This window comes from Paracoccus yibinensis (assembly GCF_030846195.1).
Taxonomy (GTDB): domain Bacteria; phylum Pseudomonadota; class Alphaproteobacteria; order Rhodobacterales; family Rhodobacteraceae; genus Paracoccus; species Paracoccus yibinensis.
Genome location: NZ_JAVCWH010000015.1, coordinates 1 through 19,227 on the forward strand (window position 1 = coordinate 1; position 19,227 = coordinate 19,227).

17 protein-coding genes and 1 pseudogene are annotated in these 19,227 nt (G+C 59.9%); 7 read left to right on the forward strand and 11 right to left on the reverse strand.

The features are described from left to right. Positions 1-89: 89 nt before the first annotated feature. A pseudogene (locus RAH32_RS18160) lies at positions 90-563 on the forward strand (winged helix-turn-helix domain-containing protein); the annotation flags it as partial. A gap of 93 nt (positions 564-656) precedes the next feature. On the opposite strand, the gene RAH32_RS18165 reads toward RAH32_RS18160, so the two are convergent. The 5 genes from RAH32_RS18165 to RAH32_RS18185 form a co-directional block, all read right to left on the reverse strand. Further along, positions 657-1,274: an IS630 family transposase gene (locus RAH32_RS18165; protein ID WP_306609889.1), complete on the reverse strand. Its 618-nt coding sequence runs from the start codon at positions 1,272-1,274 to the stop codon at positions 657-659. After that, complete coding sequence (locus RAH32_RS18170; protein ID WP_306609845.1) at positions 1,249-1,614, reverse strand: helix-turn-helix domain-containing protein; 366 nt, start codon at positions 1,612-1,614, stop codon at positions 1,249-1,251. The genes RAH32_RS18165 and RAH32_RS18170 overlap by 26 nt, the downstream gene beginning before the upstream one ends. 492 nt (positions 1,615-2,106) lie before the next feature. After that, complete coding sequence (locus tag RAH32_RS18175) at positions 2,107-2,877, reverse strand: ImmA/IrrE family metallo-endopeptidase (protein ID WP_306609846.1); 771 nt, start codon at positions 2,875-2,877, stop codon at positions 2,107-2,109. A 3-nt stretch (positions 2,878-2,880) separates the two neighbouring features. Then, positions 2,881-3,264: a hypothetical protein gene (locus RAH32_RS18180; RefSeq protein WP_306609847.1), complete on the reverse strand. Its 384-nt coding sequence runs from the start codon at positions 3,262-3,264 to the stop codon at positions 2,881-2,883. Beyond that, on the reverse strand, positions 3,227-3,841 hold the full coding sequence (locus tag RAH32_RS18185) for a sigma factor (RefSeq protein WP_306609848.1): 615 nt from the start codon (positions 3,839-3,841) through the stop codon (positions 3,227-3,229). The genes RAH32_RS18180 and RAH32_RS18185 overlap by 38 nt, the downstream gene beginning before the upstream one ends. A gap of 196 nt (positions 3,842-4,037) precedes the next feature. Here RAH32_RS18185 and RAH32_RS18190 point away from each other — a divergent pair, with 196 nt between their 5' ends. Genes RAH32_RS18190 through RAH32_RS21715 form a run of 4 tightly spaced genes read left to right on the forward strand, consistent with a single transcriptional unit; the run spans position 4,038 to position 6,755 of the window. Beyond that, the gene (locus RAH32_RS18190; RefSeq protein ID WP_306609849.1) at positions 4,038-4,580 is read left to right on the forward strand and encodes a multiubiquitin domain-containing protein; all 543 of its coding nucleotides are present in this window, start codon (positions 4,038-4,040) and stop codon (positions 4,578-4,580) included. Beyond that, positions 4,580-4,960, forward strand: a complete 381-nt coding sequence (locus RAH32_RS18195; protein ID WP_306609850.1) for an E2/UBC family protein — start codon at positions 4,580-4,582, stop codon at positions 4,958-4,960. The genes RAH32_RS18190 and RAH32_RS18195 overlap by 1 nt, the downstream gene beginning before the upstream one ends. After that, positions 4,957-6,366: a ThiF family adenylyltransferase gene (locus tag RAH32_RS18200; protein ID WP_306609851.1), complete on the forward strand. Its 1,410-nt coding sequence runs from the start codon at positions 4,957-4,959 to the stop codon at positions 6,364-6,366. The genes RAH32_RS18195 and RAH32_RS18200 overlap by 4 nt, the downstream gene beginning before the upstream one ends. Further along, positions 6,366-6,755, forward strand: a complete 390-nt coding sequence (locus RAH32_RS21715; protein ID WP_489681586.1) for a ubiquitination-like system serine protease family protein — start codon at positions 6,366-6,368, stop codon at positions 6,753-6,755. Before RAH32_RS18200 ends, RAH32_RS21715 begins: the two co-directional genes overlap by 1 nt. 845 nt (positions 6,756-7,600) lie before the next feature. On the opposite strand, the gene tnpC is transcribed toward RAH32_RS21715, so the two are convergent. The 6 genes from tnpC to RAH32_RS18235 all read right to left on the reverse strand — a co-directional run bounded on the left by tnpC (position 7,601) and on the right by RAH32_RS18235 (position 13,550). Beyond that, positions 7,601-9,163: an IS66 family transposase gene (gene tnpC / locus RAH32_RS18210; RefSeq protein ID WP_306609852.1), complete on the reverse strand. Its 1,563-nt coding sequence runs from the start codon at positions 9,161-9,163 to the stop codon at positions 7,601-7,603. 68 nt (positions 9,164-9,231) lie between these two features. Further along, positions 9,232-9,552, reverse strand: coding sequence for an IS66 family insertion sequence element accessory protein TnpB (gene tnpB / locus RAH32_RS18215; RefSeq protein ID WP_306609853.1), 321 nt, complete (start codon positions 9,550-9,552; stop codon positions 9,232-9,234). Between the two features lie 32 nt (positions 9,553-9,584). Beyond that, on the reverse strand, positions 9,585-10,001 hold the full coding sequence (locus RAH32_RS18220; protein WP_306609854.1) for a transposase: 417 nt from the start codon (positions 9,999-10,001) through the stop codon (positions 9,585-9,587). A 289-nt stretch (positions 10,002-10,290) separates the two neighbouring features. Then, positions 10,291-11,091, reverse strand: coding sequence for a GNAT family N-acetyltransferase (locus tag RAH32_RS18225; protein WP_306609855.1), 801 nt, complete (start codon positions 11,089-11,091; stop codon positions 10,291-10,293). Next, on the reverse strand, positions 11,088-11,987 hold the full coding sequence (locus RAH32_RS18230; protein ID WP_306609856.1) for an HNH endonuclease: 900 nt from the start codon (positions 11,985-11,987) through the stop codon (positions 11,088-11,090). The genes RAH32_RS18225 and RAH32_RS18230 overlap by 4 nt, the downstream gene beginning before the upstream one ends. A gap of 246 nt (positions 11,988-12,233) precedes the next feature. After that, positions 12,234-13,550, reverse strand: a complete 1,317-nt coding sequence (locus RAH32_RS18235; RefSeq protein ID WP_306609857.1) for a phospholipase D-like domain-containing protein — start codon at positions 13,548-13,550, stop codon at positions 12,234-12,236. A gap of 544 nt (positions 13,551-14,094) precedes the next feature. Here RAH32_RS18235 and RAH32_RS18240 point away from each other — a divergent pair. After that, entirely contained in the window at positions 14,095-17,862 is a 3,768-nt protein-coding gene (locus RAH32_RS18240; RefSeq protein ID WP_306609858.1) for a P-loop NTPase family protein, read from the forward strand. Further along, complete coding sequence (locus RAH32_RS18245) at positions 17,859-19,028, forward strand: hypothetical protein (RefSeq protein ID WP_306609859.1); 1,170 nt, start codon at positions 17,859-17,861, stop codon at positions 19,026-19,028. Before RAH32_RS18240 ends, RAH32_RS18245 begins: the two co-directional genes overlap by 4 nt. Positions 19,029-19,227: the final 199 nt, after the last annotated feature.

Consider the following 19,227-nt stretch of genomic DNA (forward strand, 5'->3'; position numbering starts at 1 on the left):
CTTTGCCTCAGACCGCTACCGCCGACCGGTCGGATGATCGTGGAACAGCTGGTCGGATGTTGCTGGAATAAGCGGTCGGATACGGTGGAATACGCAGCTTCGGCTTCGGTGCCGACGATTACATGACCAAGCCCTTCAATCGCGAAGAATTGCAGGCCCGCATCCAGGCGATCATCCGCCGGTCCAAGGGTCACAGCCAGGACTTGATCCAGATCGGAGACATTGTCGTCAATCTGGACGCGCAGTCTGTCGAGGTCAAAGGCAAGCCGATCCACCTGACCGGCAAGGAATACCAGATCCTGGAACTGCTCAGCCTGCGTAAGGGTATGACGTTGAGCAAGGAGATGTTCCTCAACCACCTCTACGGCGGCATGGACGAGCCGGAGCTGAAGATCATCGACGTCTTTATCTGCAAGCTGCGCAAGAAACTGTCCGAGGCGCTTGGAGGCAAAAACGTGATCGAGACAGTCTGGGGCAGGGGTTACGTCCTGCGCGAGCCCAGTCCTGCCGATAGCATGTCCAGGCTGCCTCTCCGAGGCAAGACGGGAAGCCGACGAGGATGAGCGGGTAGCAAATTCTTGCAGGGCGCCTGCGGTAAGTGCAGCCCTTCGGGGTTGTTGTAGATGCTGGATCACAAACTCTAAAGCCCGTTGCACTCAATCGGCCTTATAACCTGCGGCTTTGAAGTAGTTGTAGCATTCCTCGTCGGAGAAGAGGTCGCAGACCTGGCCAACCGCAGCCCAAAGCTGATCGTAGGTGCGGGCGGCGGCTTTTCTGATCAGCGCCTTGAGTTTGGAGAAGGCCATTTCGATCGGGTTGAGGTCGGGGCTGTATGGCGGCAGGAACAGGAACCAGGCACCCATGTCGCGCAAGGCTGCCGCTGCGGCCGAGCTCTTGTGGCTGGAGAGATTGTCCAGAATGACGACGTCACGGGGCCTGAGCGTCGGGACCAGCTGGGTTTTGGTATAAAGGTTGAACATCTCGGCGTTCATTGCGCCGTCGATCACCCAGGGCGCGTCCAACCGGTCATGGCGCAGGGCGGCGACAAAGGTCTGGGTGCGCCAATGTCCGAACGGTGCATGATCGACGAGGCGCTGCCCGCAGGGTGCCCAGCCGGAGGTCTTGGCCATGTTCGTCTTGACCCCGGTTTCGTCAACAAACGCCAATCGCTCCAAGTGATTGGCCATGAAAGGCTGGCGTCTCACAATCCAGACATGGCGCAGAGCGGCGACGTCCTTTCGCTTCTGTTCAAGCGCCTGCAGAGTTTTTTTTATGGGTCAGTCCGAGACCCCGCAGAACGCGCCAAACGGTGGCGCGGTGAACATCGATGCCATGCGTCTCAGCCAGTTCGGCCACGAGTTCATCAAGCGTGATCCCGCTTTTGGCCGCGACGCGGGCCTTGAGCCAGCCGGTCACGTCCACCAGCTTGCCATGTCCGCCGCCATTGCCTTGTCGCCTCGGTGTCAAACATCCGGTCTCGCGCCGCAGCTTCACCAGATCATTGACGAACTTCGGCGATACCCGAAAATGCCGAGCAGCCTGACGGTGTCCGTGACCTTCGTCCACGTAGCCGATGACCCGGGTCCGAAGCTCTACTGGATGTGGCTTGCCCATCTGAAATCTCCATCTGCCCTAGCAGAAGAGAATCACATCATGGGCAGGCTGGGAACCCTGAATCTTGATGGCTGAGATACGCTCTAGAAGGTAAGAATCCGTATCAGGTAACGCGGCATAACTGCAGCATCAAGATCTGTAAATAATCGCATGTACGCGCAAAGTAATCCGCGCCTCCGCTACCATCAATGACATAAACGTGGCTCTTTAATAAAAAAAATCTACATAAACTAAAAAGAATAATTTACTTATGAAGCAGAATACTAGCGCGACGATGCGTTATTATTACGCTAGCTGCTTGTTTTTTACGATGGCGGCACAGCATCAAAGTATATTGCCGTACGAAGATATTTAACAGAAAGTTTATCTTTCTAAAATATAATTGGGTTAATTCGGGAGCAGGCCGAGTAATATGGAGAGAATGCGGCGGTCATCAGGCCGCCGCTATTTCTCGTCGGCAATCGATGCCTCGTAGATCGGGCACAGATCTGTTTACTCTGCCAGCATTCCCTCGTCCCGCAGGACTATAAGCGTCAGCACTTCCCCATCAAGGCAGCGGAATGATTGCTCGGCGACCTCGAAGCGATGCGCATCGTCGTTCTCGAACCAGTCCTCCGCAGAGACTGTCTCAGAACGCGGCTGGTCCCCGAGATGTCCAGAGAGGATCCCGTATGCATGACTGTCCGACTCGACCCGCAGTCGAGGTGTCCATCTGCGATCGACACTTGAGGAGATCAGCCGCCAGGGCATTCCGACCATTGAATGCCGGATAAGGACGCATGGCTCATGCTCCATCTCGAGAAGACGGACCGCGGCGGCGAGGCGGCTGACATTGAAGAGGTCAGCAATATGTTCGATCAGGTTGAGGTCCAAGCGTCGTCCACGCACCGCCTCGCGCATAAGAAAGCCCGGCATCAGCAAATCAGCCGCGTAGCGATCCGCGACGCGTTCCTTAGGATTTTTTCCTGCACCGCCGCGACCGATATCCTCCTTGGCGCAGGCAAGGCACTGACCGCGGTGGCACATCCAATGGCCAATCTCGTGCCCAAGCGAGAAACGGCGCCTCCGCTCGGGCCTGGTCTCGTCGATTGAAATGATCGCCCGGTTGCCCTCACCGATGATCCTTGCTTCGCAGCCCTCCAGCCGCCTCAGCTTCACCTTCGCACCCAGGTCCCACGCGATCTCGACAAGATCAATCTGATCGGGCCGAGAGACGCCCCTGTCACGCAGGAGCTTCTCCCCCGGCGAAATGCGGATGGGCATCGCTCAGTCCCGTGTCCAGTCGCCGGAGCGAAGCTCATTGAGGTCATCATCGACGCTCGGGTCGGACAGGCCCATTGGACGCGTTGCGTTGCGGGCAGCCATAGTAAGGCCATCCGCGCTGTATGCGTCGTCAATCGTCTTTGGCATGCGGTCTGGAGCCGGAGGCTTGCCTCGGCCTTTTAACTCAACCTGCGCAGCAGCGAGCCGCCGCTGAATTACTGTTTCCTGGGCGCGTGCCAAACGCGCGCGCAAGTTCGAGGCAACCCGGTCGGGGTCGCGCCCTTCTTCACGCAGCTCAGCACGGATCTCCTCGATCGGCGTTTCGATGATATCCTGGATCATCTCGTCTTCAGCGATCATCGGCCTCCCGGGCTTGGTCTTGGTCATGGGGTTCACCTATTTTGGTCAGCGTGGCTTCGAGCTTCTTCGTCCTGCGACGGAAGCGCTTGCGCGTCGCTTGGTATCTGGACTCATCCTGGTCAAAGAGGAAAAGCAGTTCTGATTTTTCCCATCCCTCGAGCAGCGCCTCTGCCAACATGCACAACTCGGGGTCGTCTTTGAAGTATTCGAGCATTCTCGCCCGCATCGCGGCATCCTGCTGAAGTAAATCCAGCGTCTCGGCTGCCGTGAGATCGGGGCAGGGCAAGGTGTCTTCGGGAAGAGTCCCGGTCATGGTCATGTGTGGTTTTCGCCGCTTTCCCCTCTCGCGGATCTCGCTGGCAATGCTCTGGATCACCTTGATGACAAAAGATCTCGTATCGAGCCCCCGGGGCCAAGCGCGATCCCCATCCAAGATCCTGATAAAGGCCTCCTGAACGAGTTCCTCCGCTTCCAGATCGCTCCCGGCATATCGGCGTGCGATCTTGTCGAGACGGAGCATTTGGTCCGTATTTGAGGCGAAAGTTTCCAAAGCGGCGTTGCATTCGGAAGCGCTGAGATGCTCCGGCGTGCTACTCTTGTTCATCTACGGCATCTCCCGCTCCACTGATTTCCTCCTCCCTGGTCACCTAAGTATGCGCGCGTGATCGGGCGCCGCGGACATTCCGACGCAATTTTTCAAGATAGCAGAAATTTTCTTGGGGATGTCCGCGGATATCACTCAAGTGCGCACTCCTTTGTAGAGTCCCCGATGAGGGTCGAATGCAACAAGGAGAGCAGCCATGGCGCCGCTGGACCACAATCATATCGAAGATATTGCTGAATGCATCGCGGCGGGGCGCGCACCCCGTGCGACTGGCCCTTACCGCGTCCAGATCGGGGACGTTGGTCTCAACTTCCAACCCGTACGGATTGAGGAGCCGACGCCCACGGGACGGCAGATAATGGATGCCGCAGCGGTCCGAAAGCTTGACGAGCACATGGTCTTTCAGGTCCTCCACAATGGAGAGCTGGAGGAACTTCGTCCGGACGAAACCGTCGATCTGCGCACTGCAGGAGTCGAGCGCTTCATCATCTTCGAAGGCGCTGCATCCTATCGGATCAACCTTGATGGCCGAATAGTCGAATGGGGTGCACCCGCCATTACCGGTCGGGTCCTGAAGCGCCTCGCGGGGGTTGATGCCACCCGCTACGGGGTCTGGTTGGAGAACCGCAATGGCGGTCAGGACCGGTCGATTGGCGATGACGAGATCGTTCGCGTAGATGAGGTGGGGCTGGAGCGCTTCTTCACAGGAGTGACCCAGACCACGGAGGGGGCGGCGTGATGGCGTTCCTTCCTGCAGGCGATCGCCGTTACCTTGAAGGACGCGGCCTTGCATTCCGAGAGATTGAAGACGGGGTCCGCAAGGGCGTGGTCCTTGAGGCCTTCCCTCTGCCGCCGGACCAGTTCCAGGTGAGCGAGGCCGACGTGCTCATCCAGTTGCCCCCAGGCTACCCGGACGCATGCCCTGACATGTTCTGGACCGCGCCGCATCTCGTGCTGGCAGAATCTGGCCGGGAGCCGAACTGCACACAGGTGAGGGAGACCTTTGCAGGCCTGCAATGGCAGCGCTGGTCGCGTCACTCTCAGGATTGGCGTCCGGGCGCGGATGGCCTGCGCACGATGATCAAGCGCATAGAACAGGCGCTGAAGGTGGCGGCATGACCTGCGTCGACCTGACCCTTCAGGAGGCGCACGAGGAGCGCCTCCGTCTTCTCCTGGCTCGCACCGACGGCACGGAGGCTGCAGCCTACGTCCTGCTTGGCGCGAACAAGATCGCCCGCGATCCGTGGACGGGACGTCGCCGTTTGCGGCTCGTCTCTCACGAAGTCGTCCCGATTTTCGAGAGGGACATCATCTCTTCGGATGCTTGCCATATTTCATGGAGGACGGACGGCTTTATTGCGTTGATCGCACGCGCCAAGCGCGAAGGTCTCGTGCCGGCGATCGTGCACACTCATCCGAGCGGCGCTGCGGGCTTCTCAGAGCAAGACGATCGCAATGAGCCGGGCCTTCACCAGATCGTCATGAACAGGAACGGTCCTGATATGCCGCTGGCGAGCCTCCTGCTCTCTGGTGGAACGATGTGGTCGGGACGGGTCTGGATGGACCGCGGCGCGCCGATCCCGTTCGACCATGTGTCTTTGGTAGGCCGCCGCTTCCGGCAGATACGGCCGGCCTTTTCCGACGGGGCTCTTGATAGCACCCTCGACCGGCAGGTCCGCATGTTCGGACCCGAGGCGAATGCCGTCCTGCGTGGTCTGCGCGTCGCTGTGGTCGGCTGCGGCGGGACTGGCAGTGCCGTAGCGATGCTCCTCGCCCGTCTAGGGGTGGGAGGATTGGTCCTGCTCGACAAGGACATCGTGGAGGTCTCGAACCTCAACCGGCTGCATGGCGCGACGCGTGTGGATGCCGACGCGATGTGCGCCAAGGCTGACGTGGTGGCAGCGTCAATTGCCTCCATGGGACTCGGTGTGCGGGCTGTACCAATCTGCCAATGGGTAGACCACCCTGACGCACGGGACGCCCTTAAAGCCTGCGACGTGGTTTTCGGGTGCACGGACGACCATGGGGGGCGGATGCTCCTTGACCGGTACGCACGCTTCTACTGCGTGCCTGTGATCGACGTAGGCCTCGCCATTGAACCGCGCCCTGAAGGGGGCTTCGCAGAGATGAGCGCGCGGGTGACGGTCTTGGTGGATGGTGCGCCATGTCTTGTCTGCCGGGGAGTAGTGGACGGCAGGGCTGCGGCGGAAGAGGCGCTGAAGCGCGCCGATCCGGCCGAGTATGATCGGCGCAAGCGTGAGGCCTACGTGCGCGGTGGCGGCGACCCTGCCCCGGCCGTGGTGACCTGCACGACGCAGGCGGCCGCCATGGCGGTGGACGAACTCCTGCAGGGGATCACCGACTTTCGTGGTGAGGGAGGCTGGGCCTGGAACAGGGTGCGTCGCCTTGATCGTGGCATTGAGCGAAAGCCGGGCGCCGTCCAGCGGGCTGGTTGCGGAATCTGCGGAGATCCGATGATCGTGGGGCGGGGGGATGTCGAGCCGTTTCTGGACCGGGTCTCGTGATGCTGCGCGACTTTGTCCGGCGAGGGCTGGAGCTTTTTTGGCTCATTCCCCGAACGGAGGTAACGGCGACAGTGCAGCTGCGTCATCCTGCTGCCGATGATTTGCGGCAGGATCGGCTGGTGATCGTGCGAGGGGAGACCGACAAGTGGGCGCTCATGCGCTGTCCCTGCGGCTGTGGTGAGCGGCTTCAACTATCCCTCGCGCGGGAGCGGCGGCCGCGGTGGCGTCTGGAAGTGGATCACCTCGGCCGGCCGACGCTCGCGCCCTCTGTTCGCATGCAGGACGGCTGCAGGGCTCATTTTCATCTCCGCAGCGGAAAAGTAGAGTGGTGCAGGGATAGCGGCTCTCGGCCTCTCGACCTCTATGGTGTCCATGAAGGTCGCACATGAGCGTAACTAACCCAATGGGTGGACCACTTCATAAGGGCACTCCATGGTTAATGAACAGAGCCTGGCGGTGGTTTTCGTGTCCGTTCTGTTCCCCGCGTTTGCGTCCTTGGCGTTGTGGTGGCGAAATTGTCGGGTGTCCTGACACAAGGAAGTAAGGAGCCAAGCAAACACTGGCGTCAGCTATAAGGCATGGGCTTCGTGCAGGGTGCAGTCAATGCCTCCACGAGAACCCAACACACCGAATGCATGTTGCTCGGCTACGCGCTTCTTGGCATTGAGACAGGGGTGGGTGCGTTATATTGCTGTGCAACATGGTGGCGGAATAAGGCTCCGCTTCCTGTAGGAAGCCGGGCAAACATGATCTCGACCCGCAGCTCAATCGTTGAACACTGGCGCGGGCTGACGGGTGCCATTCACCCCTATGACGCTCCGTTTTTTGCGTCACGCCCCCACACCTTCAATCTGGACTGGCCGCCGCCCGCTTACATCGGAGATGTGGACAATGCGCCCGTGGTCCTGCTGATGATGAACGGCGGGTACAATCCTTCCATAACACCTCAGGAATTTGCTGACGCTGGAGCGGTTGAGAGGTATCTCGACATACTGTGGAACCCAAGGCCCATAAACCCTCAGGACGTGTCCCCGTACTACGAGATGTCAAACTACGGCCAATTTATCGCCAGTGGCAGACTGGCATTGGTAAACGCCTTGGCCTACCGCTCCAACAAGCTGTCGAATGAGAAGCAGAACAGAAGCTTGGCAGATATCCTGCCAAGCACGCTGGTTCATCGGCGCTGGCTAAAAGAGACACTGGTCCCCCAAGCTGTAAGCGCTACGGCTCTACCCTATGCGGCGAGGCTTGACGTCTGGCTGAAGCGCCAGGGCATGAGGTCCTCGATGCGGGATTTCGGATGCCCGTCGAGAATGGCCCGAAGAGTGTTGGCGATGTAGTCGACAGGGTTCACGCTGGACATTTTACAGGTGGCAACCAGCGAAGCCAGCATTGCCCAGTTCTCTGCGCCGGCTTCATTGCCGGCAAAAAGTGCATTTTTTCTGGTAAGAGCTATTGGGCGGATCTGGTTCTCGACCGGGTTGGTGTCCAGCTCAAGCGTGCCGTCCTCAAGGAAGCGGATCAGGCCGGGCCAATGTGCAAGGGTGTAGCGGATGTCCTCGGCCAATTGGGATTTCTGCGGAATGCGGGAGAGCTTGGCCTCCAGCCACGGCTTGAGCGCGGCGATGACTGGTGCCGAATGGTCGCGCCGAGCAGCAAGGCGCAAGGCCGGATCCTTTCCTCGGACCGTCTTCTCGACCTGATAAAGCAGCGCAATCTGGCGCAGCATTTTCTCCGCAATGGGTGAGCCCTCATTTTCGAAGCGCTTCACGAAGCGACGGCGAACATGGGTCCAGCAATAGACCAGTTGCCAGGGGCCGTTGTTGCGCTCAATCCCGGTCATCGCATTGTAGGACTGATAGGCGTCGCATTGCAGGAACCGGCCCCGGTATCCAGCAAGGAACTTCAGCGGATGCTCTTTGCCCCGGCCGGGGGCATAGTGGAACAGCACGATCGGCGGTCCGGCACCGCCATGTCCGCGATCATCGGACACGACGGCCCAGAAGTATCCGCTCTTTGTGGCCTTTCGGCCGGGATCCAATACTGGCGCGCGGGTCTCGTCGACGAAGATCCGGTCCACACCGCGCAGATGAGCGCGCATGTGGTCGATGACCGGCGTCAGATGGAAGCAGGCGCGCCCGACCCAGTTGCCAAGCGTGCCGCGATCCAGATCGATCCCCTGACGCTTGAAGATCTCGGCCTGGCGATAGAACGGCAGGTGGTCACCGAACTTCGAGACAATAATCCAGGCGATAAACCGCTCCGTGGGCATTCCGCCAGGCACCACATGCTCGGGGGCATGAGCTTGCGCCACAGTCTGAGAGCAGCGGCGGCATGCATATTTGGGGCGACGCGTTACCAGAACCCGGAACTGGGCGGGGATCACATCGAGACGTTTGGAAACGTCTTCGCCAATCCGCGCCATCTCGCAACCGCAGGGACACAGGGTGCTGGCGGGTTCGATCACGCGCTCGATCCGGGGCAGATGCAGCGGCAGATGCCCGCGGTTGCGCGCAGGTTTGCGGGGTGTCTTTGCCCCCAACCCCTGTAGCGCCGCCTCGGCCTTTTCCTGTGCCGCCTCGAGCACCCCTTGAGCAAATTCGGCATCCTCCAAGGGCAGGTTGAACTGGTCGGGTGACAGCTTCTCGGAGCTTTTGCCAAACTGCGCGCGTTGCGCCGTGCGCAAAATGTCCTCCAGCCGACGGTTGGCCTCCTGCACTTCGGATAGCGCCGCCTCAAGCTCGGCCAGGCGAGCCTTCAGGAGGGTGTTTTCCGAGGCAAGAGCATCAGCATCCATGGCTCAAAGTGAATCATGGATTATCCCTTTCAGCCAGCAAAAACAGGCATTCCCAAGTGATCGACCGATCAGCCTGCTGTTAAAGGGCGCCGCGCTCGCTCAGGTCGGACAAGGCGCCAGTCCAAGCCCTCGAACAACGCGGCCATCTGTGCGGACGACATCCGCATCACCCCGTCCCGCACCTGCGGCCAGACAAACTTGCCGCCTTCCAGTCGCTTGTGAACCAGCACCATCCCAGTCTGATCCCAAGCCAGCAGCTTTATGCGGTCAGCGCGTTTGGAACGGAAGACAAAGACCGCCCCACAGAACGGATCCAGCCCGAACATCTCCTGGACTGCCAGGGCCAGGCCGTCGATACCCTTGCGGAAGTCGACCGGTCGGGTTGCCATGAAGACCTTCACTGGCCCGCCTTGACCCAGCATCATGACATTGCCGCTCGAGCCGCGCGGATCGCCCGCGTCAGCTGGCCCTCATCTGCACCAGCACTGGCGCGGATCACCACATCGCCGACCACGATCTCCACCTCCGACAGAGCGCGGGCTGGCGGCACAGTCGCAGTATCGCTCTCGACCATCAGCTCCGCGAACATCGGCAGGGATGCGAGGCTCTCCGGCACCATCAGATGCCCACTCCGCAACTTGTTGCGCCAATTGTAAATCTGCCAACGTGTCGTGCCGTGTTTGGGGGCGACGTCGGCCACCCGCATCCCTGGAATCAGGCTTTCTGCCGCGATCCGCGCCCGCTCCGCTTCTGTGCGCTGCCGCCGACCGCTCGGTCCCTCGATCATCTCCAGCCGGGAAACCGAACCATTCCAGGAGCCGTCCAAATGGACGCCCACTTCTTTGCCTCTTCCCAAATCCCAAGCCCCTAAACCGACACACACACGGACAATGGCCGGTTCAGCTTAGCAATGGCAGGAGGGGGTCGGCGTCGCGCTTACCCCAAGCTAAGGCCGGAGAGCGAGTCATCATCGCACATCGGAACGGATTGTGGGAGCTGGACCGGTATAAGTTCGACCATCCGAACATCATCTTCTCGCAAGAGAAGCGACCAGGACGCGTTTCGTCCGGCAGTCCTAATTTTTCACGACTGGACCCCGTAGTGATCAGCATCATAGCCGGCAGGCGCTAAATTGAGCAAACAGCCGAGGATATTGTAATTCGCTCGATATAGTATATGTAGCCCTTGTCGCAATTGAAACCCAAGTGTGATGCTTCATCACGCTTCAGCTTCTCAAAGAACAATTCCTCGCCGTTAACGGTAAGCTTGGCAAAGCAGTCGCAGGTATTTTGGACACTGGGCGAAAAGCAGATGACACGCTCGGGAAGTTGTAGCGTTCCGTTGTCTTGAGCTTCTCCGCTTCCCGAATAAATACGAAATGGCTTCCCATCCGTGTATCTGGCTGTTTCTGTATAGAACTCGACGGCATACGGGAACTTTGTTCCAGATCCCAAAGGGAAGCGGCGCGGCAGCGTTTTATAGGCATATTGACCGCCGCCGTTGCCTTGTCGACCCTCGATCACTTTAAAGCCCAAGCGCTCCCAGAAGGGCAACGCCGTCAACGGTGCAATATCTATCTCAACGACCGAACGACCCTCTTCCTGCGCTCGATCTATCATGAACTCAGCCAGGAGACGTCCGTAGCCCAGCCCTCGCTCTTGAGGGTGTATCTCGAGAATGTCGTACCCGTCGAGGAAACCAATAGCCCGGCCATCTTTAACGAGCACGTCCAAGCTTCCAAAGCCATCTCGCCAGTGATTCTTTGTGGAATTCCAGTTGCACTTGAACCCGCGAATACCGGGATCACCCTCATATCCCGCAGCTTCCCAACGAGAATATCTTTCGTTGTAGGCCATCTCCTCCTCATCCAGCCACAACTCAATCTCGGCAACCATAGCTTCGGTCGCGGGAATAATCTCGATTGTCATACCGAGTCCTCGAAACCGTGCATTGAACGGTGGTGTCGCATATATGAAGCTTGCCCTTTGGTAAGTGCGACACTCAAGTCCTGGATTCCTAACGCCCGTCGCGCCTTTTTTGAAAGGCGCGTGGACAGCAAGAGTTGGCCCTCATCCGAGAAGCTCAGGAAACCCTTATCGAACAGTGCGTCCCACGTCGGGGACAACAGCAGGGCGTTATCCGGATTCAGGCACTCATTCGGATCATGACAACAGTCTCGCCACGGCTTTATGTGAGAGGCGATTAACAGCCTGTGCTCTGCCAAGCGCGTGATCATGCAATTACCGTATGCTTGGAGAACACGGCGTCTGAACAGACCTTGCCCTACGCGCGATTTTATTATCGATTTTCGGGTGGTCTCCGGCAAAGACTTGTCGTTTCTTACCGAGTCCTCAAGGGATGCGTCGCTGCCGGTTTTATCACTAATTGTGTCCTGCTCATTAGCCGAGTGATCAGCCAACCAGTCACCAACCTCTGGCGTGATCCAAAAGGTGCGAGATGCATTATCGGGTGTTACGCTCAGCGACGAACAGAACCGCACAAAATGATCCTCCGCCACATCGTCCGGAGTATTCCATGTGGTGTATCCGAATTCCTTGGCGAGAACCTGCCGTATCCGGGGCGTTGTTTCCCGCCCGTCGCGGTGCTCCCGTTCAGCGTGCTTAGCGACAGTGTTACCCTTGTAGCCCAGGAAACGAGAAGGTCCGAACGCAATGCCGTCGGTGGTCAAATACGGCAGCAGAACGCGGCCTTTGGCGATCAAAGACCGGTAGATCTCGAACTCACGTCCGTGGTCGGACTTCCGCACTGCTTCGAGTGCGCTGACGTTGTCTTCAAGGTCCCAATAGTCGTCAATCAGGCTCATCTGCACTCTCTCTGATGGTCAGCGACATAGTGGTCACTGCCCGGAGTAGCGCAAGTCCATTACCGGTTACCCGCAACATAGGGTTTTATAGTATCTATGACCGCTTTTTGGACCTAGCTGCCGCTCATCGGTGCAGCATGCCACACACCTTCATCACGGCGAGATAGTCCTGCAGGGCGAAAAGCGGGCGCTTGCCGCGCGTCGAGCGAACCGCGGCAATCTAACAAGCAGCCACATAGGTTTTTGCTACTCACCCGCGACCAAGTGCTCCACATCAAACCCTAACAAGCGGATGCCTCGAATGGAGCGATTGTTGAATGGAGGACGTTTAGCGTCTCCCCAGCCGAGCAACTCCATGACACAAGCTTCACCGAAGCCCTTGAGCTTATAGCTGCCGTATACGCAGTCATAGGCACGCTCAATCGCATCGCCAGGGCCTGCCAGGAGATAGCGAACTGTTCGCACTACGGCCTCGAGCGTGTTTTTCTTTTGGAAGTCGATGCGCAGCCGTTCGAGGCCGGACAGGTTCTCCCCTACATCTTTGGAAACAAAGCGCAAGCGTTCGAGAAAGGCGTGGCAGCCCGTAAGGTGTCGGAACAGTTCGTCAAAATTCAATCGGACCAACTCGTTCGGATCACAGAGGTAAGTCCGGATGTTCGCGATGTTCTCGATCTCTGCAGATGCGTGATACATATCGCCTTTCACGGTATCGTCTGTGGACTGCCAGACCTGCACATATTCGGCAATCCGCGCGGCCCGGTCCTTTGAGCCGCTGAGCAACGATGTCTCACGCCAACCATCGCCGCTGCCTTGTGTCAGGCGCAGCCATCCGAGGAACCTTCCCATTTCGATCTGGGGATCCTGACCGGCATATTCTGGCCGCCCAAAGCCGTGCTGTTGGGCGACTTCGAGGATTTCATGGTGCGCAGGCACCAGAATTTCATCATATTTCCTGCGGAACCCTTGGATGAAGGCGCGCTCTTTCGATTTCTTTTCGCTGCCAACGACGATGCTCTTGGGGGCGGCAGGTTTTACGAATTTGTGGATGAACCTCTCGAAGTCGTCCTCATCCTGTGGCTTCTCTTTGGATTTGAACGCCTTTTCATATTCGCGGAGCACCTCTTCGTTCAAAACGTCTGCGTCGTTCCACAACTCGTCAAACAGGCCGGGCAGCGCGTAGAAGGCCTCATCGCGATCCTGCTTCAATAGGATGGAAAGTTCCCGATTTGCTTTCAGGCCGCTATCGGTGAGATTGGCGGACCCGACGAGCGCGACATCATCAATGATATAGAGCTTCGTGTGAAACTTGGCGTCGGTGAAATAGCGGGTTTTGACCCGAGGATTCTCAAAGGCCTGCCGTAGTGCCTCCGGCGTTGTGATCGGCGAAAACCGGACGATCAGCCGGACATCACATCCTTTGCCGGTCAGAGCCTTGATGGGGTCATTTGTCGTGAAGAACGGCGCAGCCAGCAGTCCCAGTCTGGGGTGCGGTCCTGCGTTCATGAAGAAATTGATGGTGAAACCCGTTGCGCCGGTGTTTGCGTATAATTCTGAAAGCGCCATTTCAGAACCTATCTCCTTAAATGTGCGATGTTGTTACTAAGCTACTGAATTACCTTAGGCCTTGGAATGGCTTTCTATAAGGCTGCGCGACAGCACCCCCATGCTTAATCGGCATTTGGGGCTGCGCTCGGCTCACCGCTGCTCCTGGCACGAACGGGGGTTCTGGGCCGCTCATTTTGCTGCGTTTGTAAACCGAGAGAGATGCCGGGTGCTTCGCGAATGTCGGCGAAGGGCTCTCCACAACGCCGCCACGCTAGCGCAGGACGGCAGCGATGCGGACCATCCGGACGCTCGCTGCGACTGCAGCCTCATCGTCTTCCTTGGCCGGGAAATCGACCCGATGGGTGGGAAGCGGTCGCTCGCCGGGATGGCAACAAGCGTGAGCTATGCGCAGGGAGTTGCCATTCATCTCATTCGAGTCAGTGACCGTTATAGCGCCGCCAGCTGAATGTCAGCTATCAAGTGCTAGAGTCTCTTTGCGGACATCCGTCAGCACCAGCGCAGAAGTGCTTGTGGAACAGTAGAATTCCGCCACAGTGTCCGCATGACTACGGCACCGGCGAAAACACCGAAAAGCAAGCAGATGCGGGCAGGCGGCCGGGCGACCGAAGCCGGCATGGCGTTCCAGGCCGCGGTGGCGACTTGGTTCGCGGTCCACATCCTGGCGCGGCTTCCGGTCGGTGGCCGCTTCAGTATCAACAACACGGCGCTTCCTGTAGCAATCCGGCTCGAGACCGGCGCTGGTTTGGACGACATCGAAGTTTCTCAATCCGACGGCGGCGCGCTGTACATCCAGAACAAGACCTCTGCCACGCTCGCCACCGGTGAAAGCGCGCCACTGGCGAAAACCGGCGCCCAGCTCGCTAACTGGATGTTTGAAGCCAAGGCGTCAGGCGCCGCGCCAGACCCGACGCGCAATGCCGCTGTGCTGGCGGTGCGGGTGGATGCGGCCCGCACCCTCGACGACCTTGAGGCGGCTTGCCGAGCTTTCGACCTGGGTGGTGCATGGGTCGTCACGAAGGCTGAGCGCAACGCCGCGCAGCGCACCGCCCTCAGTGCGCTGGAAACGATCGTCACCGCGGCGTGGACGGCTGCACACAAGGTCGCGCCCACTGCTGACGACTTAACTGACATGGCTCGGTCCTTCCATGTCGCGAGATTCGCCATGGACGAAGGCGATGCTGACTGGCGCGAGGCCTCGGCGATTCTCGGGCGTCATCTCTACGGCGGGGATGCCGCCGGCGACGCGCCCTTGCGCGACCTACGCGGCATCATGCGTGACCTCATCGGAAGCGGAGCGCCTGCGAACAGAGACGGCCTGCTGCGGGCCCTCCGGCGGCGCGGCCACGTGGATGTCGGCGCGCCGCGGTATGATGAGGACATCGCCCGGTTACGCGCTGTGACTGCGGCGGAACTGGACCGGCTCGCGGTCCACGGGAAACTCCCTCTCGCCGGCGGAATCACAATCACGCGCGAAAGCGACGTGCCTATGTTAGTGGCAATCAAGGCCGGTTCGCTGCTGGTCGTGGGTGAGCCGGGCGCAGGGAAGACCGGCGCTCTCGTTCACGCGGCGAGGTCTCTCATCGCCGAAGGCGCCCTGGTAGTCTTTCTCTCGGTCGATCGTTTCCCGGGCGTTGCTATCGCCGCAGACCTCAATTCGGAACTGCGCCTCGGGCATGACCTCGTCGAGGTCCTGTCAGCCTCACCAGGATCGCAACCGCGTTTCCTGATCATCGACGCGCTGGACGCGGCCCGTGGAGGGTTGTCCGAGGGCGTTTTTGCCACTTTGATAGAACGGGTCATGGCCGAACTCGGCGGCGATTGGACGGTGGCCGCGTCGATCCGCACATTCGACCTGCGCAACGGCCGTCGGTACCGCGCCGCCTTCGCGGGCGCCCCGGCCGACGCTGCGTACGCCGAACCAACCCTCGGCACCATCCGGCACTTCACCGTCCCTCGCTTGACCGACAGGGATATCGCCGCGGCGGGGACCGCATCTGCGGAGGTCGCAGCGCTGCTAGCTTCCGCAACCGGAGCGCTCGCCGGGCTGCTGCGCAACGTTTTCAACCTTTCCCTAGCCGCTGAGTTACTAGCTGACAGCGCCGATCCAGCCGGATTCGCCGGAATTACGACCCAATCAGGGCTCATAGACACTTACGAGGACCGCCGCATGCCGTCGACCGGCATGACCCAGGCTGCTGCCGAGGCCGTGACAGCCATGGCAGCAAGCCGCAGACTCGCGGTCCGCAAGGTTGATGTACGGCACATGGACGTCGACCAAGTCATCCAGGCCGGCGTTCTCGCCACCACGGGTGACTTGGTACGCTTCTCCCACCACATCCTGTTCGACCATGTCGCCGGCCGGTTCTACCTCGCGTGGCACGATCCCGATCGACTGATCGCGCAGCTCGAGGGCGACACCTCGGTCGCACTTATGCTCGCGCCAGCGCTCCGGTTCGCGATCGAGCGGATCTGGCGCGTCGACACACAAGGGCGGCCCCATAGCTGGAAGCTGGTGTGCGATATATTCTCGGCGACTAAGGTCGATCCAGTGCTCGGCAACGTCGCGCTGCGTATCCTCTCGGACAACGTGGCTCACGCCGAAGACCTCACCGATCTCGTCGAACGCGTGGCGGCGACGTCTGACAACGCGAAGCTCGCGAGCCTGCTGAACCGCTTAAGTCGCTTCGTGGCGATGAGGATCGAGGCGACCCGCAGCGTCATGCCAGAGTGCGCGATCGCTTGGGCGACCCTGTCCGAACAGCTCATGCGGGCCGACCAGCTCCCGCTAATCGATCCCGCCCGGGTGCTCATGCACGCTGTATTCGAGCATGCCGACCTCACCGATCCCGTCCTGCTCGACGTCTTCGGGCGTACTGCCCGAGCGATGCTGGAATTTGCTTGGTCTCATTCTTCACCACTGGAAGCGACAAAGGTCAGCGCTATCAGGTTCGTAGGAAAAAGCTTTGCCTCTGACGTGGCAGCATCACGCGCTCTGCTCGATCGCATCCTACGTGACCCGCACTTCTCCCAGCACGCCGACCGCGAGGCTCCCTGGCTGTCCGAGCAAATCATACCGATCGCCGCGGCAGACCCTGCCTTCGCAGTCGAGGTGTATCGTTGCATCTACGGCCAGATGATCACCGACACCGCCACATCTGCCTTCGGTGGTTTACGGAGCCGCATATTGCCGTTGTCGTCAAATCGGCGACAGGACTACGAGCATTCGCGTTGGCATCTGGGAAAATCGCTTCGCAGGTTCCTCGAGATATCGCCCGAGCATGGGACACGCGCAGTCATTGACGCGGTCATCGGCAGGGCCGCGATGGAAGGCTATGGCGAACCCGACGAACCCGTTGTCATCAATCTTGGCAGCGCGGAGGTCGAGTTCCGCGGCCTTAACGTCGAATTCAATGCCTGGGAAGAGAAGAACGAGGATACATCCGGAAGAGGGGACGACATCCTCACCAGCTATGTGGCATTCCTGCGCGGATGCGACGCCGACGCCTTCTCGGCGAGCGTCGCTGCGGCCTCACAGGACTACGCGACTGCCTCGGTGTGGACCCGGATACTGGGCGTCGCGAGCGAACGTATCGGAGAGGTCGGCGACTTCGTCTGGCCGCTGACGACCAGCTCAGACCTGATCGAGAACGGCGACACCCTCCGCGACGCCGTGCGCTTCGTCGCCGCGGCCTGGCCGTCGCGGACGGCGGAGGAGAAGGAACAGCTCGAGACGATGATGCTGGATGACATGCGGCATCCGGATCAGGACCAAAATAGGCGGTGGCGCCGCATCGTAGGCCGGCTGCTCGCGTTGATCCCCGAGGAAGAGATTATCCTCGACGCCACCCACGATCTGCGCCGGCAGATGGAGAAGGATGGGGAACTTGAGGAGAATCGGCCAATCAGAAGCTTCCGCATGTCTTGGGGCGGTCACGAAGATTGGGAGATGGAGCAACTGCGTCGGAAAGGCGTCGACATGGATGCCGGCCCCAACCGGTTGATCTTCGATGCATCGAAAGCGCTGAGCGCCAAATACCAGGCCACGCCGGATGACAGCGAAGCGGCTGCACTCGCGGCGCTGTGGTCGGATGCAATGGCGCTGACTGCCGCAGTCGATGACAATACCGGACTCCACGGCCAGGTTGACCACTCGGCTTGGGGCCACATCTCGAACGCAGTTGAGCGCATCGCCTCCAGCCCGAACTACGCTCCGGGCGCGGACGGCCTGCCCGACCTGGACACGATGTTCGCGGTGCTCGATCGGCTGTCGTCGAGCCGGTATCCCGAACCGCGCGAAACCGAGGAATGAGCATCAGTTGGGGGAACTTGTCGGTGAGAGTATACGCAGCGAAAGCCTGGGTCTCGCTGGCGCCGCGCTTCGCCGAGGAGCGACCGGAGATCGTCGACCGGATCGAGGCGATCCTGCACGACCATGAGCCCGCCGTTCGGCTGCAGGCCGCGCAGAACCTCCAGGTTATCGGCAAGGCGGCTCCCAGCCGGATGTGGTCGATGGGCGAGCGCATCGCTGCTAGCGAGAGCGACGAGCAGATCCTGACGTCATACCTCGCACACGCGCTGAGGTGGTCCAGCCATGCCGAACCGGAACGCTGTGAACGCATCCTGACCATAGCGAAAGACCGGCTCAGCGAGTTCTCCGACGAGGACAGCTCCGGGGACCGCCTGCAGGAATGTCTCGGCGGCTGGGCTGCGCAACTGCATGTTAGGCAAGGTCGGCCGATAGCCCGTACCTGGATTGAGGAATGGGCAGCGAACCCACAGTTCTTCCTGGAAGCGCTGAACGCGTACACCTCCTGCTTACGGGGTACATTCTTCCGGCGCTACGCGGCCGATGCCACGCAAGGCGACCGGGACATGTGCGACCGCGCACAGGATGGGCTCAAAGCAATCCTGGGGCCAGCGCTGGATATATCGGCGAAGGAACACACAGTCCTGGTGTCGGCGGCGGCCACACACGACATGAAGAGGGCCGCAGGCGCGCGCTACAGCGCCGCCGAGCATGTGATCCACCATGCCATGATGCAACTCTACTTCGGTGCTGACGCGCAGGCGGAGGACAAGGAAGATGGGCCGGGCCTGAACAGTCTCGATGCCAAGTCACGGTTCTTGGCAGACTATGCAGCGATCCTCACGCTCTTGCGGCAGTCGCGAGAGCCCAGCACGCTTCATTACCTGATTGAACTGTACGAGCATCTGATCCCCGGCAACCCAGTAGCCGTATTCACGGCGATACACTCGATCCTCACCGGGGTGGGCTCTGAGGAAGGGTATCACTACGAAAGCCTCGGCAACACCGCCGTCGTGAAGGTCGTGAAGCGGTACATTGCAGACCATCGAGGTATCTTCGAAGATCCCAAGCGGCGTACGATGCTGGTCGAGATCCTGCAGTTGTTCTCTGAGGTCGGATGGCCCGACGCCTTGCAGCTACTATACGATCTTCCGGATCTCCTCCGCTGATAATCAGCGAGAAGAGGAAATCGGAGCAGTTGAAACGGCTGCTGCGAATATCGCTCCCGTCCCGTTCTACGTCTGGGATGCGGGCGCAAGGCGTACACACGCTTGGAAATGGTCTTTTAATCGCTTTGACTTGGGTGCGCCGGCTGCCGCACTCCTGTCGATCGGCAGCTTTAGGCTGGGATCGGTTTCCCGCCGCGTT

Excerpts from the sequence above, each read along its gene's own strand:
- RAH32_RS18240 (WP_306609858.1), top strand. The coding sequence starts at position 14,095 with ATGACTACGGCACCGGCGAAAACACCGAAAAGCAAGCAGATGCGGGCA.
- RAH32_RS18225 (WP_306609855.1), bottom strand. The coding sequence starts at position 11,091 with ATGACAATCGAGATTATTCCCGCGACCGAAGCTATGGTTGCCGAGATT.
- tnpC (WP_306609852.1), bottom strand. The coding sequence starts at position 9,163 with ATGGATGCTGATGCTCTTGCCTCGGAAAACACCCTCCTGAAGGCTCGC.
- RAH32_RS18170 (WP_306609845.1), bottom strand. The coding sequence starts at position 1,614 with ATGGGCAAGCCACATCCAGTAGAGCTTCGGACCCGGGTCATCGGCTAC.
- RAH32_RS18230 (WP_306609856.1), bottom strand. The coding sequence starts at position 11,987 with ATGAGCCTGATTGACGACTATTGGGACCTTGAAGACAACGTCAGCGCA.
- RAH32_RS18200 (WP_306609851.1), top strand. The coding sequence starts at position 4,957 with ATGACCTGCGTCGACCTGACCCTTCAGGAGGCGCACGAGGAGCGCCTC.
- RAH32_RS18245 (WP_306609859.1), top strand. The coding sequence starts at position 17,859 with ATGAGCATCAGTTGGGGGAACTTGTCGGTGAGAGTATACGCAGCGAAA.
- RAH32_RS18235 (WP_306609857.1), bottom strand. The coding sequence starts at position 13,550 with ATGGCGCTTTCAGAATTATACGCAAACACCGGCGCAACGGGTTTCACC.
- RAH32_RS21715 (WP_489681586.1), top strand. The coding sequence starts at position 6,366 with ATGCTGCGCGACTTTGTCCGGCGAGGGCTGGAGCTTTTTTGGCTCATT.
- tnpB (WP_306609853.1), bottom strand. The coding sequence starts at position 9,552 with ATGGCAACCCGACCGGTCGACTTCCGCAAGGGTATCGACGGCCTGGCC.
- RAH32_RS18185 (WP_306609848.1), bottom strand. The coding sequence starts at position 3,841 with ATGAACAAGAGTAGCACGCCGGAGCATCTCAGCGCTTCCGAATGCAAC.
- RAH32_RS18180 (WP_306609847.1), bottom strand. The coding sequence starts at position 3,264 with ATGACCAAGACCAAGCCCGGGAGGCCGATGATCGCTGAAGACGAGATG.
- RAH32_RS18195 (WP_306609850.1), top strand. The coding sequence starts at position 4,580 with ATGGCGTTCCTTCCTGCAGGCGATCGCCGTTACCTTGAAGGACGCGGC.
- RAH32_RS18190 (WP_306609849.1), top strand. The coding sequence starts at position 4,038 with ATGGCGCCGCTGGACCACAATCATATCGAAGATATTGCTGAATGCATC.
- RAH32_RS18175 (WP_306609846.1), bottom strand. The coding sequence starts at position 2,877 with ATGCCCATCCGCATTTCGCCGGGGGAGAAGCTCCTGCGTGACAGGGGC.